Genomic DNA, 16,016 nt, shown 5'->3' with positions numbered 1-16,016 from the left:
CTTAAGCCCCGCTCTCCACCGCCGGCCCTCCCAACGCCTTGTACAAGGTCGTGATATTCACCAAGCGGTCGAAGCGGTTGCGTGCCGCCGCCACCGCTGCCTGTCGCAACGTCTCCTTGGCATCGAGCCAGGGCTGCAGCGCGGTGGCGCCGGCGCGGTAGCGCGCCGCGCTAAGCCGCTCCGCCCGGCTCGCAGACTCCAGAGATTCCCCCAGCCGATCCGCGCGCACGCCCAGCCCCACATGATCGGACAGCGCGTTTTCCACTTCGGCAAAGGCCGTGTACAGCGACTGCCGGTATTGCGCCACCGTTTCCTGGTACTCGTTCTGCGACACCTGTATCGTCAGCTGCGTGGTGTTCCATTGCAGGAAGGGCAGGCTCAGCCCGGCGCCGAGCAGGGCGGTGGGATCGCGCAGCAGCGAAGCCAGCGCCGCGCTGCCGGTGCCGACGATGCCGGTCAGCGTCAGCTTGGGGTAGAAACTGGCGCGGGTCGCGTCGGCGTTTGCCAGGGCGGCGCGCAGGCGCCATTCGGCCTGCCGCACGTCGGGTCGGCGTCCGACAACCGCGGCGGGAATGCCGGCGGCGATGCGCGGCAGCGCTTCGACGGGCAAGGCCGGCGGCTCGGCCACGCCGTGCCCGGGCGGACGGTTAAACAGGACGGCCAGGGCCTGGCGGTTTTCGCTGCGTTGCTGGTCCAGCACGGTACGCTCGGCCAGCAGGGCGGCCAGTTGCTGCTCGGCTTGCGCCAGGTCCAGGCCGGACACCGCGCCGGCGCGGTAGCGCGCGGCCACCAGGCCAAGCGTGCGTCGTGCGTCCGCCAGGCTTTGGCCTGAGATGTCGATCAGTTCGTTCAACAGCCCTGCGCGCCAGTACAGCGTGGCCGTGGTGGCCGCCAGGGCGATGGTCGCTGCTTCCAGGTCGGCCGCGCTCGCGCGCGCTTCCCAGTCCGCCGCGCCACGCAGGCTGGCCAGCCGCCCCCACAGGTCGATCTCATAGTTCACTGTGGCATTGATCCCCCCTTCGTCGCGCCGCCCGGGGCCGTCCAGGCTCCATTGGCGCGTGCCCCTGGCCTGCGCGCTCAGTTCGGGCGCGCGGTTGGTGGCGGCCAGCCCTGCGCGCAGCCGGGCGCGCTCGAAGCGCAGCGCGGCAATGGCGAGATCGTTGTTGGTAGCCAGCGCGGACGCGACCAGTGCGCTTAGCTGTGGATCGCCAAAGGCCTGCCACCAGACGTGCGGCTCCAGCGCCGTGCCCGYCTGTCCGGCCGGCTCCTGCGGGGGCGCATGCTGCCAGTGCCGCGGCACGTCCAGCGCGGGATCCACCTCCGGCGTGCGCAGTCCACTGCAAGCACTCAGGGCAACGGCGATCATCGGCAGCGCGACGAGCAGGCGCACCGGCAAGGCGCGCGGCGAGTGCGGCGACCGTGGCGGCCATGGCGAAAGCGGACTGCGCTTATTCATGGCCAAGCGCCTCGATCGGTTGCAGGCGCGCGGCGTTGCGCGCCGGCATATAGCCGAACACCACGCCAATCAGTGTCGAACACAGGAAGGCGCCGGCAACCGCGCCCGCGGAGAACACCATCTGCCATTGTGGGATCAGCAGCGCCAGCGCCAGCCCGATCAGGTAGGCCACGGCGGTGCCGATCACCCCGCCCAGCAGGCATACCAGCACGGCCTCGGTCAGGAATTGCATCAGCACGTCGCGCTGGCGGGCGCCCACGGCCATGCGSAYGCCGATCTCGCGGGTGCGCTCGGTCACMGASACCAGCATGATGTTCATCACSCCRATGCCGCCGACCAGCAGCGAGATCACGGCGACCGCCGACAAGAACAGCGTGAGCGCCTGCCCGGTGCGTTCCATGGTCTTGACGATGCTGTCCATGTTGTAGGTAAAGAAGTCCTTCTTGCCGTGGCGCAGCGTCAGCAGGCGTTCGATGGCTTGCTGGGCCGCCGCGCTGGGCTGGCCGTCGCGGATGCGCACGGACAGCTCGTCGAAATGGGACTGGCCGAAGATGCGGCTGCCCGCGGTGGTGTAGGGCAGCCAGATATTGAGGCTGCTGCCGTTGTCGTCGAACATGGTTTTCTTCTCACGCGCCACGCCAATCACCACGCAAGGCAGGTTGCCCACCAGGATGATCTGGCCCAGCGCGCTCAAAGCATTACCGAACAGCTTGCGGCGGGTTTTTTCGTCGATCACCGCGACTTGCGCATGCCGGCGCAGCTCGTCCGGCAGGAATGCCGCGCCTTGCGTCAGGCCCAGGCCACGCACGCGGAAGAAGCTCGCGCCCACGCCATGCACGGTGGCGTTGACGTCGACGCTGCGGTACCTCAGCCGCTGGACCTTGCTGGTGATCGCAGTGGCGCTGTCCACATATGGCAGCGCGTGCAGGGCCTCGATATCGGCGGCCACCAGGGTGCGGATGCCGGTGGCGCGGTCGTCGCCAAAATCCTTGCCGGGGAAGATCTCGAGCGTGTTGGCGCCGATGGCGCGGATATCCGCCATCACGTAGCGCTTGGCGCCTTCGCCGATGGCCACGATCGACACCACGGAGGCGATGCCGATGATGATGCCAAGCATGGTCAGCGCGGTGCGCATGCGATGCGCCATCAATGCGCCCCAGGCCATGGAAAATGCCTCGCTGAAGCCCTGCCAGGCACGCGCGCGCCGCAGCGGGGATCCGGCGTTGCCGCTGGCCGGGGCTTGGGTGGCCAGCTTGGCTTGCACGGGGCTGCTGCCCGGCGCATCCTCGGCCTGCGGCGGCCGGTTGGCGCGGTCGGCCACGATGCGGCCGTCGGCGATCTCGATGATGCGCTCGGCGTTGCGCGCCAGTCCCATGTCGTGGGTGACGATGATCACGGTGTGGCCGAGCGCATGCAGCTCGCGCAGGATGGCCAGGACTTCCTTGCCGCTATGGCTGTCGAGCGCGCCCGTGGGCTCGTCCGCCAGGATCACCTGGCCGCCGTTGATCAGCGCGCGGGCAATSSWCACGCGCTGCTGCTGGCCGCCGGAGAGCTGGGAGGGGCGGTGCCCGGCGCGCTCGCCCAGGCCCAGCCGCTCCAGCAGCTGCAGGGCGCGGGCACGGCGCGCGGCGCGGTCGGTGGCGGCGTAGATGGCCGGCACTTCCACGTTGTCGGCGGCGGATAGCTGGGCCATCAGGTGGTAGCGCTGGAAGATAAAGCCGAAGCGCTCGCGGCGCAGGCGGGCCAGCGCGTCATCGTCGAGGGCCGCCACGTCCTGGCCCGCCACCAGGTAGCGGCCGGCGTTGGCCTGGTCCAGGCAGCCCAGGATGTTCATCAGCGTGGACTTGCCGGAGCCGGACGCACCGACGATGGCGACCATCTCGCCCGCGCAGATGGCCAGGCTGACCTGGCGCAGCACGGGGATGTCCTGGTCGCCGGCGCGGAAAGTGCGCTCCACATGCTGCAGCAGCAAGAGCGGGGCTTGCGTCATGGCCTGGCCTCCGCGTTGGCGGCGCCGGCATCGCCGGTGATGACGCGGTCGCCTTGCGCCAGGCCGCTCAGCACTTGCGCGTGCGCGTTGTTGCTCAGGCCGGTGCGTACCTTCACCGTCTCCACGCGCTGGTCCGGGCGCAGCACGCGCACTTCCATGCTGCCGTCCTGGCCGCGCGGCCCCAGCGCGGCCAAGGGCACCAGCAGCGTGTTCCTGGCCTCGCCCAGCATGATGGCGACCTGTGCCGTCATATCGATGCGCAGCTTGTGGCCTGGATTGGGCACGTCGAACAACGCATTGAAGAACACGGCGTTGTTGATCTTCTCCGGCGACGGCTGAATGGCCTGCAGCGACGCGTGGTAGCGGCGGTCCGGCTCGCCCATGATGGTGAAGTAGACCGCCTGCCGGTTGGCGATGCGGATCACATCGGCCTCCGACACCTGCGCCTTGACGGTCATGGAATCCAGGTTGGCCAGCTTGAGGATGGTCGGTACCTGGTAGGACGCCACCACGGTCTGGCCTTCCAGCGTGGAGAGCGCCACCACCTCGCCGTCCATCGGCGCCACGATGCGGGTGTAGCCAAGGTCGATGCGGGCGGACTCGGCCTTGATGCCGAGCTGCGCGATATCGGCGTCGAGAGCGATCAGCTCGGCCTCCAGCGAGCGTAGGTCGGCTTCGGCGATTTCAAGGTCCTGGCGCGAGGCCGCCTCCTGCGACTGCAGCTCGCGCTGGCGTTGCCAGTTCAGGCGGGCCTGGCGCAGGCGCGAGCGCTTGGCGTCACGCTGGGCCTTGCCGCTGGCCACGGCGGCATCTGCCTGGCGCAGCGCATTCTCCAGCAGCACCGGATCGATCTGGGCCAGCAACTGGCCCTGCTTGACCTTGTCGCCGAGCTTTACCTTCAGCGATTTGAGCTGGCCATTAACCTGCGCGCCGACTTCGACCTGGCGGATGGGCTGCAGTACGCCATTGGCCAGCACGGTGACTTCGAGGTCGCCGCGGGTGACGGTGGCGGTGATGTACTCGGGATGCTTGCCTGGTGTCAGGCGCCAGGCCGCTAATGCGATGATGGTAGACAGGGCGAGGACGGCGATGATCAGGCCGTGCCTGCGGCGGTTTGGGGGATGGGCCATTGGCGTTGCGGGAATCTACGGAAAAAGGATCAAGGTCAGGCAATATGCGGCGGACGTCTTGGGGAATCGGCGCAGAGGCCTATTTTTGAAATCAAAGGCAGTGGCGATGCACGACGGGATTGTGAATGGACCCGCCTGCCGCGTCTGTGGGCAATCTATCCCCGCTTGTGTGAAAGTGTGGCGAGATGTGCGGGTTTGTCTTCGCACCTGTGTTGACAGGGGTGGGGCGGTCTGGTTGGGTGAGGGCGGGCCTCGCCGGTGCGGGATTGACCAGGTGGAATTCAAGAAGCCAGTTGGGTAGGGCGACGACACATGGCTGCGAAGAAGCACGCTTCTGCCGATTAGTCTTTCCATGCCGGAGATGGCGGCCCGGGCGCCGGCGCGATTTGCCGGGCGGGCAGCGTGATCGCAAAGCGCGTGCAGCCCGCCACGCCGCCGTCCAGCGAGACCTGGCCGCCGTGGGCCAGCGCAATGCGCCGCACGATCGCCAGGTCCAGGCCGGCGCGGCTGATCGGCGATTCGCGGCCAGCCATGGCGCGGGGCAGTGGCTCGAAGATGCGGGCGCGCTCTGGCGCGGGGACGGCCGGGCCGTCGTCTTCCACCGCGAGGGTCAAGGTGCCGGCTGCATCGGTCTGCGCCACGATGATGACCTTGCACCGCGCATTGCGCAGGGCGTTGCGGCATAGCTTGAGCAGGGCCCGGGCTACCAGGCGGGGGTCGCAGAGATGGCGGGCGAACGGCCTGCTGTTGCGCACATCCAGCACCAACCCCCGATGCGCCGCGTCGCCGGCGATGACGGCGAGCACGGCATCAACCAGCTCGCCCGTGGTGACCAGCGTTGGATTGACAGGCGTGGCGCCCTGTTCCAGCTGCCCCAGTGTCAACAGTTCGGTCACCAGTTCGTCCAGCTCGCGCACATCCAGCCGCAGGGCCTCAAGGCGCCGCGCGCGCTGCAGCGGATCAGGTTGTGCATCGGCGGACTGCAACAGGGCGATGCCGAAATCCAGCCGCGTGATCGGCGTCTTGAGCTCGTGCGAGATGCCGTGGATCATGTCGCGCTGCTGCATGACGGAGGCCTCGATGCGCGACGCCATGTCGTTGAACTGGCGCGTCAACGGATAGAGATTGGCGCGCCTGGACAAATGCGCGCGGGCGGCAAGGTTGCCGCGGCCGAACTGCCTGGCCGCCTCGCGCAGGGCGTTGAGTTCGCGCCAGTGATAAAGGAGCCAGCCAATCACGGCGAGCAGCGTGGCGGATGCGACCAGCGTGTAGGCGATCAACTCGATCTTGGCCTGGCTCGCATTTCTTTGGCTGATATGCAGGACCTGGCCGTTGCGCAAGGGCAGGTAGGCATCGTCGCCGTCATCGCCAAACACCATCTTGTCGTCGCGCAGGTCGCGCAGGCGGCGCTCGCCCAGATGCGCCACGGCATGCATGCCGACCACGGCGAAGCCCTCTCTCGCGTTGCGCCGCAACGTCTGCAGCGCGGCCTCGCGCGCGGCGCCCGGGTGGCGCTCCAGGTAGCCGGTGAGCAAGAAGGCATAGCTTCCAACCTCTTTGCGCTCGCTCTCGCTGAGTTGCTGGTGGTACGCGGGGATGAGTACGTGGTCGATTGCGGCAAGCGCAGCAAACACGCCCAGGTTGAGCACGAGGAAAAGCTTGAACAGGGATCGGAACATCTTGGCTTGTCTCCTTCGCGCTTTGGCGGCGGGCGGAAGGATCTCGTCAGGTGGATCGCATTGGTCTTGCCCGGCCAATGCGAAGCGATTCTAGCGGCCAACGATTGGCCGGAAGCAGCGAAAGTCAACTCAAGACAATTGCGCACAATTACGCACAGTTTCGCGTCACTTTCCAACAGACACCGATGGGMCCTGTCCCTAGACTCTGGGGCTTGATCCAAGGGGGCTTAGGTGAATCGCATGTTGAGAAGAAGGTTCGAGAGATCGATGTGGGCCGGCGCCATTCTGGCCAGCGGCCTTGGTTGCGCCAGTGCGCATGCCGACAATGTCTACACCGTCGGGCTGGGCCTTGGCGCCGCGCCGCGCTATGAGGGCAGCAACGAGTACCGGCTGATCGGCGGCCCGCTGTTCAGCGCGGAGTTCGGCAATGGTTTTTTTATCAGCCCGCTGCGCGGCGGCGCCGGCTACGGCCACACATTCTCCAACGGCATGTTTGCATCGTTTGGCCTTGACTACGACCTGGGGCGTACCGACAGCAAACGCTTCGACCTGCCGGGCTCCGATCACCTGAAAGGCATGGGGCGGATCCCGGGTTCCCTGGTGGGGGCGTTGCAGGTCGGCATGCCGGTGTATGGCGGCGCGGTACTCAGCGTGACGCTCGACGCGCCGATGACCAAGCGCGACCGTGGCCTGAGCGGCCATATCGACCTGTCCGTGCCGGTGTACAAGGCCGGCAAGCACCTGGTCAGCGTCAGCCCCAGCCTGCATTTCGGCTCGCGCAAATACACCCAGACCTTCTTCGGCGTGACCGATGCGCAAGCCGCGAACAGCCAGTTCCGCCCCTACACCACCAAGGCCGGATTCGACCGCGCCAGCGTGGCGGTGTCCTGGGAATACGAGATCTCGCGCTCCTGGTCGGTAAACAGCACGGTGGCCGTGACCCGCTTGCTGGGTGACAGCGCCAACAGCCCGATCGTGCAGTCGAAACAGTCGTTCGTTGGCCTGACCGCGCTCAAGTACCGCTTCTAGCCGCGCCGGCTGCGCAGCTTTGCCTTGCTCCTGTTCGCCGAAGGAAGACATGACACCGCGAATCCCCATCCTGATGTATCACCAGATCGATGCGCCGCCGCCGCGCGGCACACCGATGCGCAGCCTTGTGGTGGCCGCGCGCGATTTCTCCTGGCAGATGCGCCTGCTCCGGCTGATGGGCTATCGCGGCCTGGCCTTGCGCGACCTGCTGCCTTACCTGCGCGGCGAGCAGGCCGGCAAGGTGGTGGGCATCACGCTGGACGACGGCTACCGGAACAACCTGGAGCATGCGCTGCCGGTGCTGCAGCGTTGCGGGTTCAGCGCAACCTGCTATGCGGTCAGCAGCCTGGTCGGCAGGACCAATGCCTGGGACACGGCCATTGGCGTGCCAGAGGCGCCGCTGATGACCGTGCAGGAACTGCGCAGCTGGACCCGTGCGGGCATGGAAGTCGGCGCGCATACGCGTACCCATGTGGACCTGACCAGGATGGATGGCGATGCCGCGCGCGACCAGATCGCGGGCAGCAAGCTCGCGCTGCAAGATGCGCTGGGCGTGCCGGTCCGGCACTTCTGCTATCCGTATGGCGCGTTCAATCAACCCGTCGCCGAGCTGGTGCGGGAAGCCGGCTATCACAGTGCCGTGACCACGCAGCGCGGCCGCGCCGCGACCGGCGGCAACCTGTTCGGCCTGCCGCGCGTGCTGGTCGCGCGGAGCTCGCATGCCGGACATTTTTTGCTGAAGCTGGCGACTGCCTATGAAGATCGCCGCGGCATGGAGGTAGTGTCATGATGCACGCTGACCGAGGCGCGGCGCTGTCCGCCAACCAGTTGCGGGTGCTGGTGCTGAATTCCCGGATGGATGGCGGCGGCGTGGATTCGCACACGCTGTCGCTGTGCCGGGCCCTGCGGCTGCAGGATTGCGTGGTGAGCCTGGCCGCACCGGCGCGCGCACGCTGGATCGATGCGGCGCAAGCCATGCCCGGCATCCAGGTGCTTGCGCTGGATGCCGGGCGCGTGGTCTGGCCGCTGGTGCTGGCACGCTATATCCGCGAGCAGCGCATCGACGTCATCCACGCGCATCACGGGCGCGATTACTGGGTGGCGGTCGCGGCCTGGATGCTGTCTGGCCGAACCGCATCGGTGGTGGTGACGCGCCACCTGATGACCCAGCTCAAGGCGCGCACGCGCCGCTACCTGGCGGCGTTCTCCAACGTGATCGCGGTGTCCGATGCGGTGCAGGAGTCGCTGCGCCGGGTCGATCCGGAGCGCGCCTTGCGGCTGCGGCGGATCTACTGCGGGATCGACACCGAGCGCTTTCGCCGCATCGCCATGCGCGGCTATCGCGTGCGCGAGGCCCTTGGGCTGCCGCAGGACGCATGGGTCTACGCCATGATCGGCGGGGCGCAACGGCCTGACGGCAAGGGGCAGTTCTACTTCGTCAATGCTGCCGCGCAGGTGCGGGCGCGGCACCCGCACGCGCATTTCCTCTGCGTCGGCGACGGCGACCTGATCCCGCAGTTGCGCCAGGAGGCGCAGGCGCTGGGTTTGGCCGGGTGCATCCATTTCCTGCCGTTCGAGCATGATGTGGCGTMGCTGCTGCAGGCGATCGATGTGCTGGTACATCCGGCCGTAGGCAGCGAGGCGCTGGGGCTGGTGATACTGGAGGCACTGAGCTGCAGCAAGCCAGTGATTGCCACTGCGTTGGACGGGATACCCGAGACCTTTCTCGATGGCGCCCACGGCGTGCTGGTTCCGCCGCGCGACGCGCATGCCCTGGCGCAGGCCATGTGCCAGCTGGCGGCGGACCCCGGGCGCGCGGCCCGCATGGGTCTGCGCGGGCGCGGCTGGGTGGAGGCGAACTTCTCGCTGGCTTCGCTCGGGCGCGAAACGGTGCAGCTGTACCGGGATTGCATGGCGGCGGCGCGGCACCGGGACCGGGCAAGCATCGCGCAAAGCGGGCAGGCTGCGCCGGCCGCGTCGGAGCGGAGCTGAAACGGTGCGTTTCGGCACCAGGGTGGGGACAGTCGACTATACTTGTCAGCATGCTAACGAGTTTGGTGAGTTGAATGTCCTCTGCAAAACGTCAAACGACGCGCTTGGCTCCTCCAGTCGAGGATCCGGCGCCGTCCGAAGCGGACCCGGCCAAGGAGCTTCTGTGGGCGCGGCCCGGCTTCCTGGTGCGTCGCCTGCACCAGATCCACGTGGCCATGTTTTTCGAGGAATGCAAGTCTCCCAGCATCACGCCGGTGCAGTACGCCATCCTGACGGTATTGTCCGTGTTGCCCGGGCTGGACCAGACTGCGCTGGGGCAGGAAGTCGGCTTTGACCGCACCACCACCGCCGACGTGGTGCGCCGGCTGGAAGAACGTGGCCTGGTCGAGCGCAAGGACAATCCGGCCGACCGCCGCACGCGCCACGTGCACCTGACCAAGGAAGGGCAGACCGTGGTGGCGTCGCTGCGCGCCGACATGGAGCGTGCGCAGGAGCGCATGCTGGCGCCGTTGCGCCCGGCGCAGCGCAAGGTGTTCATGGACTTGCTGTCGACACTGGTCGAGGCTAACAACGACTACAGCCGCACCGTGTTGCGCATCATGTAGCGGCAGCGCGCCGGCATGGCGCCGGCGCCTGGGCTATACCTATACCTATATCTATACCTATACCTATACCTATACCCGCTCAGACCGGATACACGAGGTCGTTGGCGATGATGGTGGTGTCGTACACGACCTGGCGCTCGGCCAGCAGCAGCTTGCCCTCGATGCGGGCGAAGCGGTCGTGATAAGTGCCCGCCATGTGGATGGTGGTGGGGCCTTCGACCAGCGTTTGCAGCAGCAGGAAGCAGGCCTGCGCCTGGATCTCGCCAGACTCGCTTTCATCGGTGACGCGCGTATTGGTGACGAGATGCAGCATATAGCGCGGCGCGAACATCTGGGTGCGCGCGATCGCCACCGCCCGGTCGTGCATCATGCCGCGGCCTTCGGCATACACCAGGCCCACCGGCAGCCCGAGTTCCACGTTCTCCCGCGCCGTGACGCGGTAGATGCAATCCTCGGTAAAGAACTCGGGCCACGTTTCCACCATGCCGGCATCGAGCACGGCGCAGTATTCGCTGTGGAAGGCATCAATCTCCATGCGCAGCGCTTGCGCGCGCGCGGGGGCCAGCTTGCAGGGGCGAAAGAGGCTATGCGCCATCGGGGTCATGGTTGGTGCGATCGTCAGTGTCATGCTGTTCAGAACCCCATCACGCTACGATAGTATTGGTACATGGCGCGGATCGCGGACTCCGAGATCAGCGAGTTGGCGGTGCCGACGTGTCCGGGGTCGAGCTTCAGCACATTGCGGTCGGTGCTGGAGCGGCGCACGCCCTCCTGCACGAACTTCATCGCCTCGTTGTCTTCCAGGCCAAGGAAGCCGGCGGGGCCCATCAGGTTGCCCTGGCGCAGGCGGTGCCGCGTCATTTCCTCGGTGTCGTCCTCATAGCCGAACATGGTCCACTGCATCAGCATGCTGTCCGGGCCGTTTGGCACGATCTGGCGCACGCCCAGCGTGTTCATCTCGCGCTGCACGATCAGGTTCGGCCAGATAGTCTGCATGGTGACCGACCACGGCGAATMGAATTCCTTGATGTATTCCAGGAAGCGGTCGTCCTGCAGGCGCATGCCTTCGTGGTAGGAGCGCATTTCCTTCTTGTTCTCGTCGCTCACCGCCGCGTACTTGTCTTCCTTCTTGGCCGAGGCCATGGTGCCGTGGCGGCCGTGCACCGGGTCCGCGATCATGGCCGAGTCGTTGCCAGCGACCAGCAGGCCGAACACCACCAGGAAGGAGTGCAGCAGCGTGGCGTGGTACGGGTCCTTCAGGTTCTCGTGGTACATCTTCCAGTTGCAGGGCAACTCGTTCTTGTAGTACCCGAGGATCTTGAGCGGCTTGCCGTTGAACACCACGTCGAAATCCTTGAGGATTTCCGGCGTCATATACACGTCCAGCGGCTCCATGTCGCTGGCGTACGAGGCGAAGACCACCCCGTTGCGCGTGGCCACGTTCAGCTTCACCAGGCCATGGTCTTCGTTGCGGAAGTCCTTGGGCATGCCGCCGGCCCGGTTCACGCCGCGCTTGAACGGCACGCCCTGCAGGTTGCCCTTCAGGTCGTAGGACCACTGGTGATACGGGCAGACGAACTCCTTGGCGTTGCCCTGGCCATGCCGGCAGAACTCCGCGCCGCGGTGTGCGCAGCGGTTCTCGAAGACATTGACGGAGCCGTCTTCCGCGCGCGCCACGACAACGGGCGTCGGTCCAACGTAAGAGCGCTTGAAGTCGCCCGAGTTGGGGATCTCGGCCTCCAGCGCGACAAAATTCCACGAGCGGCCGCGGAAGATCTTCTCCAGTTCCAGGTCGTACACGGCATTGCTGGTGTACACCCAGTCCGGGATGAAATGCAGGGCGTCTTCCGGCCACTGGCAGGCGGCCAGTTCGGCATCCTTGGCACGCGGCGTGCGGTTGATGACCGCATGGGTCTGGTACATGTTTCGTTCCTCGTTCAGGATGGGGTTTCGCTCGCGCCGACTGCGGCGGCTTCGCGCGCCGCCTGCTTCAAGGGCAGGGCGGTGTCGCACAGCAAGCGGATATCGCAGGCGGTGCCTTGTTCGATCAGGTTGCGGAGCTGGCGCAGGTCGCCGCCGGCATTGACGGCGATGGCGTGGCGCAGTTGCGCGCCGGCCATGCCTAGCATCAGGAATTTGGGGGGCTTGTCGCTGTCGGGTGCCTCGGTGCTGCCGCGCAGCGTGTAGCGCAGCGCTGGGTCCACGGCGCCCAGCATCTGGATATTGCAGCCGAGCTGGTCGGTCCAGAACCAGGGCACGGCGGCCGGGGCCGTCTGCACGCTGAGCATGGCCGCCGCGGCGATGCGGGCCTGCTCATTGGCGTTCTGCCACGACTCCAGGCGCATCTCCTGGCCAAACAACGGCTGGTATTGGCTGGTGCAATCGCCGGCAGCAAACACACCCGGCGCGCTGGTGCGGCAGTGCGCGTCGACCTGGATGCCGCCGTTGCCCGGGTGGAGCGCAAGCCCGGCCGCTTCTGCCAGGCCCACATTGGGGTGCAGCCCGATGGCCACCACCACCAGCGGCGCGCGCAGGGCGGTGCCGTCCGCCAGCGTGATGGCAACCTCGTCCACAGCCGGCGGGATCGACGCGATCTCGCAGCCCAGGCGCAGATCGATGCCGAGGCCGCGCACGCGCTGCGCCAGCCAGTCCGAAAACACGCGCGGCACGGCGCGCTGCAGCAGCAGCGGCGCGGCCTCGACCACCGTCACCGCCAGCCCCATGGCGCGGGCGGTGGACGCGGTTTCCAGCCCAAGGAAGCCGCCGCCGATCACCAGCACCGCGCGCTCGCGGCGCAGCGCGGCCCGCAAGCCGTGCGCATCGGCGAGCGAGCGCAGGTAGTGCACCCGGGGCTGTCCCGCGGGCAGGGCGGGCAAGGTGCGGGCGCGCCCGCCGGTGGCCAGCAGGCAGCGGCTGAAGGCAAACACCTGGCCATCGGCGCAATGCGCCGTGGCGCTGGCGGGATCGAGCGACGTCACTGTGGTGCCCAGGCGCAGGTCGATGCCTTGCTCCGCATAGAAGCCCGCCGCGTGCACGCCGATGCGCTCGTCTTGCTGCTCGTCAGCCAGCACGGCCTTGGACAGCGGCGGGCGCTCATACGGTGCATGGGCCTCGCCGCCGACCATGACGATGCCGCCGTCATGGCCCAGCGCGCGCAGCGCGGCGGCGGCAGTTGCGCCAGCCTGGCCGGCGCCGATGATCAGGATGGGGGCGTCTTGTGGCATGGCCGGCGCTCAGGCGGTGGCCATGACATCGACCAGGACATCGCTGTCCACGATCTTGACCGGGTAGACCTTGATGCCCTGGGTGGCGGGCGCGCACATGGCCTGCCCGGTGCGGATATCGAAGCGCGCCTGGTGCAGCGGGCATTCGATGCAGCCGTCCTCCAGGTAGCCGTCGGACAGCAGCGCGTACTGGTGCGTGCAGATGTTGTCGGTGACGAAGTACTCCCCTTCGCTGCGGTACAGGGCCAGCTGCGCGTCGCCAAGCGTGAGCGGCATCACTTCATCGTCCTGAAGCTGGCCGGTGGTGGCGATCTTGGTCCAAGCCATGATGCATCTCCTTTGATCAGTATGCTGAGTAATAATTATCAGTGTACTGATTTAAATTGTCGACTGAATCAGCGTTAACCCTTGGGCGTGGCCGAAGCGGCCGAGGCGGCGGAATGGCCGTGCAAGGGCGTGGCGGCGCTGGCCGGGGCAGGGCGCGCCAGTGCGGCCCGGCGCTCCAGCAGGGTCTGCACTTCGCCCATGATGCCGCGGCGGAAGGTCAGCACGCAGACCACGAAGATCAGGCCCGTGACCATGCTGACCGACTCGCCCAGCGTGTTGAACCAGTCCACGCCCGTCATCGCGGCCAGGCTGCTGCCGGCGTCCCCCAGCTTGTTCTCGACCGCGACAATCACCAGCGCGCCCAGGATCGGCCCGGACAAGGTGCCCATGCCGCCCACCAGCGTCATCAGGATGACCGATCCGGACATGGCCCAGTGCACGTCGGTCAACGTGGCAAAGCCGAGCACCAGCGTCTTCAATGCGCCTGCCAGTCCCGCCAGCGCGGACGACAGCACAAAGGCCAGCAGCTTGAACCTGTCCGTGTCATAGCCCAGCGAGATGGCGCGCGGCTCGTTTTCCTTGATGGCCCGCAGCACCTGACCGAAGGGCGAGTTGACCACGCGCGCGATCAGCAGCAGTGCGGCGCCGACCACGATGGCCGCCACGTAGTACATCGTCAGGTCGCCCTCCAGCGAGAGCAGCCCGAACAGGCTGCCGCGCGGCACCGCCTGCAAGCCGTCCTCGCCGCCCGTTACCGGGGCCTGCAGGCAGAAGAAGTAGAACATCTGCGCCAGCGCCAGCGTCACCATCGCAAAGTAGATGCCCTGGCGGCGGATCGCCAGCGCGCCAAAGGCCAGGCCGAGCAGCGCGCCGAACGCCGTGCCGGCCAGCAGCCCGAGCTCTGGTGTGGCGTGCAGGGATTTCATCACGTAGCCGCAGGCGTAGGCCGCGCCGCCAAAGAAGGCGGCGTGGCCAAAGGACAGCAGTCCGGTAAAGCCCAGCAGCAGGTTGAAGGCGCAGGCAAACAGGGCGAAGCACATCAGCTTCATCGCCAGCACCGGGTAGGCGCCGAAGAAGGGTGCCAGCGCGACGGCCGCCATCAGCAAGGCGCCGGGCAGTCTTGCGCGAGAATCAAAGGTCATTATTTTTCCTTTCCGAACAGGCCGGCGGGGCGCACCATCAACACGCACACCATGGCCACGAAGACGACGGTTGCCGAGGCTTCCGGGTAGAACACCTTGGTCATGCCTTCGAACACGCCCAGGCCCAGTCCGGTAAAGATGGAGCCGAGGATCGAGCCCATGCCGCCGATCACCACCACGGCGAACACGGTGATGATCAGGTTCTGGCCCATCAKCGGCGAGATCTGCATCACGGGCGCGGCCAGCACCCCGGCAAAGGCGGCCAGCCCCACGCCGAAGGCGTAAGTCAGCGTCACCAGCAACGGCACGTTGATGCCGAATGCTTCCACCATGCGCGGGTTCTCCGTGCCGGCGCGCAGGTAGGCGCCAAGCCGTGTTTTCTCGATGACGTACCAGGTGGCGAAGCACACCACCAGCGAGGCCGCCACCACCCAGGCGCGGTAGTTGGGCAGCATCATGAAGCCCACGCTGGTGGCGCCCGTCAGCGCCTCGGGCGTGGCGTAGGACAGGCCGGAGACGCCATACACCGAGCGCAGCAGACCTTCGATCAGCAGGCAGATGCCCAGCGTCAGCAGCAGGCCATAAAGATGATCGAAGCGATAGAGCCGGCGCAGCATGGTGCGCTCCAGCACCACGCCCAGCACGCCGGTGACGAGCGGGGCGAGGAGCAGCATCAGCCARTAGTTCAGCCCCAGGTAGGCGAGGCCCATCCAGGCCAGCACGGCGCCCAGCATGAACAGGGCGCCATGGGCAAAGTTGATGACGTTGAGCAGGCCAAAGATGACTGCCAGCCCGAGGCTCAGGATGGCGTAGAACGAGCCGTTGACGAGCCCGAGCAGCAACTGGCTCAGCAGGGCGGGCATGGGTATGCCAAAAAATTCCATGAGGATGGTTCCTTACACGCCAAGCAGGGCGTTCAGCGTGGGCATCTTGCGCGCGAGCGCGCCGGCGTCGAAGCACTCCACCATGCGGCCGTGCTCCATCACGTAGAAGCGGTCGGCGAGTGGCGCGGCGAAGCGGAAGTTCTGCTCCACCATGACGATGGTGTAGCCGCGTTTCTTGAGCGTGGTGATCATTCTGGCGAGGGTCTGGACGATGACGGGGGCCAGGCCTTCGGAGATTTCATCGAGCAGCAGCACGCTCGCGCGGGTGCGCAGGATGCGGGCGACGGCCAGCATCTGCTGCTCGCCGCCCGACATGCGCGTGCCCTGGCTCTYGCGGCGTTCCCACAGGTTGGGGAACATCTCGTAGATCTCGTCCAGCGGCATCGGCTCGCGGCCTGGCGTTGCAACGTCAGCCTTGAACACCGGCGGCAGCATCAGGTTTTCCTCGCACGACAGGCTGGAGAAGATCGCGCGTTCCTCCGGGCAATAGCCCAGGCCCAGCGGCGCGATGCGGTGCGTCTTCATGCCGATGGTCTCGGTGCCGTTGACGCGGATCGA

At 67.0% G+C, this 16,016-nt stretch carries 15 protein-coding genes; 4 read left to right on the top strand and 11 right to left on the bottom strand.

Going from position 1 to position 16,016, the window contains the following annotated elements:
- Position 1: 1 nt before the first annotated feature.
- From AC1DS3_RS03535 to AC1DS3_RS03520, 4 genes are all read right to left on the bottom strand, one after another.
- Positions 2-1,366, bottom strand: coding sequence for an efflux transporter outer membrane subunit (locus tag AC1DS3_RS03535; protein ID WP_477126713.1), 1,365 nt, complete (start codon positions 1,364-1,366; stop codon positions 2-4).
- Positions 1,367-1,448: 82 nt separating this feature from the next.
- Positions 1,449-3,446: a MacB family efflux pump subunit gene (locus AC1DS3_RS03530; RefSeq protein WP_477126699.1), complete on the bottom strand. Its 1,998-nt coding sequence runs from the start codon at positions 3,444-3,446 to the stop codon at positions 1,449-1,451.
- Entirely contained in the window at positions 3,443-4,576 is a 1,134-nt protein-coding gene (macA, locus tag AC1DS3_RS03525; protein ID WP_441631409.1) for a macrolide transporter subunit MacA, read from the bottom strand. Before macA ends, AC1DS3_RS03530 begins: the two co-directional genes overlap by 4 nt.
- Before the next feature lie 341 nt (positions 4,577-4,917).
- On the bottom strand, positions 4,918-6,255 hold the full coding sequence (locus AC1DS3_RS03520; protein WP_441631411.1) for an ATP-binding protein: 1,338 nt from the start codon (positions 6,253-6,255) through the stop codon (positions 4,918-4,920).
- Between the two features lie 267 nt (positions 6,256-6,522).
- Between AC1DS3_RS03520 and AC1DS3_RS03515 the strand changes: the two genes are divergently transcribed.
- The 4 genes from AC1DS3_RS03515 to AC1DS3_RS03500 all read left to right on the top strand — a co-directional run bounded on the left by AC1DS3_RS03515 (position 6,523) and on the right by AC1DS3_RS03500 (position 9,881).
- Entirely contained in the window at positions 6,523-7,284 is a 762-nt protein-coding gene (locus tag AC1DS3_RS03515; protein ID WP_477109119.1) for a MipA/OmpV family protein, read from the top strand.
- A 49-nt stretch (positions 7,285-7,333) separates the two neighbouring features.
- Positions 7,334-8,074 carry a polysaccharide deacetylase family protein gene (locus AC1DS3_RS03510; RefSeq protein ID WP_441631415.1) on the top strand — a complete coding sequence of 247 codons (741 nt, stop codon included), beginning with the start codon at positions 7,334-7,336 and terminating at the stop codon, positions 8,072-8,074.
- On the top strand, positions 8,071-9,276 hold the full coding sequence (locus tag AC1DS3_RS03505) for a glycosyltransferase family 4 protein (protein ID WP_477126698.1): 1,206 nt from the start codon (positions 8,071-8,073) through the stop codon (positions 9,274-9,276). The genes AC1DS3_RS03510 and AC1DS3_RS03505 overlap by 4 nt, the downstream gene beginning before the upstream one ends.
- 74 nt (positions 9,277-9,350) lie before the next feature.
- On the top strand, positions 9,351-9,881 hold the full coding sequence (locus AC1DS3_RS03500) for a MarR family winged helix-turn-helix transcriptional regulator (protein ID WP_441631421.1): 531 nt from the start codon (positions 9,351-9,353) through the stop codon (positions 9,879-9,881).
- A 79-nt stretch (positions 9,882-9,960) separates the two neighbouring features.
- Here the strand turns inward: AC1DS3_RS03500 and AC1DS3_RS03495 are convergent, their stop codons facing one another.
- From AC1DS3_RS03495 to AC1DS3_RS03465, 7 genes are all read right to left on the bottom strand, one after another.
- On the bottom strand, positions 9,961-10,476 hold the full coding sequence (locus AC1DS3_RS03495; RefSeq protein ID WP_441631485.1) for an aromatic-ring-hydroxylating dioxygenase subunit beta: 516 nt from the start codon (positions 10,474-10,476) through the stop codon (positions 9,961-9,963).
- 38 nt (positions 10,477-10,514) lie between these two features.
- On the bottom strand, positions 10,515-11,804 hold the full coding sequence (locus AC1DS3_RS03490) for an SRPBCC family protein (protein ID WP_477126697.1): 1,290 nt from the start codon (positions 11,802-11,804) through the stop codon (positions 10,515-10,517).
- Between the two features lie 14 nt (positions 11,805-11,818).
- Entirely contained in the window at positions 11,819-13,105 is a 1,287-nt protein-coding gene (locus AC1DS3_RS03485) for an NAD(P)/FAD-dependent oxidoreductase (RefSeq protein ID WP_441631425.1), read from the bottom strand.
- A 9-nt stretch (positions 13,106-13,114) separates the two neighbouring features.
- A complete protein-coding gene (locus AC1DS3_RS03480; protein WP_441631427.1) occupies positions 13,115-13,432 on the bottom strand; it encodes a non-heme iron oxygenase ferredoxin subunit in 318 nt (105 codons plus the stop codon).
- Between the two features lie 74 nt (positions 13,433-13,506).
- Positions 13,507-14,574, bottom strand: coding sequence for a branched-chain amino acid ABC transporter permease (locus AC1DS3_RS03475; RefSeq protein ID WP_441631429.1), 1,068 nt, complete (start codon positions 14,572-14,574; stop codon positions 13,507-13,509).
- Positions 14,574-15,458 carry a branched-chain amino acid ABC transporter permease gene (locus AC1DS3_RS03470; RefSeq protein ID WP_477126696.1) on the bottom strand — a complete coding sequence of 295 codons (885 nt, stop codon included), beginning with the start codon at positions 15,456-15,458 and terminating at the stop codon, positions 14,574-14,576. The genes AC1DS3_RS03475 and AC1DS3_RS03470 overlap by 1 nt, the downstream gene beginning before the upstream one ends.
- A 12-nt stretch (positions 15,459-15,470) precedes the next feature.
- Positions 15,471-16,016 (bottom strand): ABC transporter ATP-binding protein (locus AC1DS3_RS03465; protein ID WP_477126695.1); only part of this gene is annotated, 546 nt, incomplete at its 5' end.

This window comes from Cupriavidus sp. 01L46 (assembly GCF_056399905.1).
The sequence above is the reverse complement of the archived record's forward strand: the minus strand, read 5'-3'. Positions and strand labels throughout refer to the sequence as shown.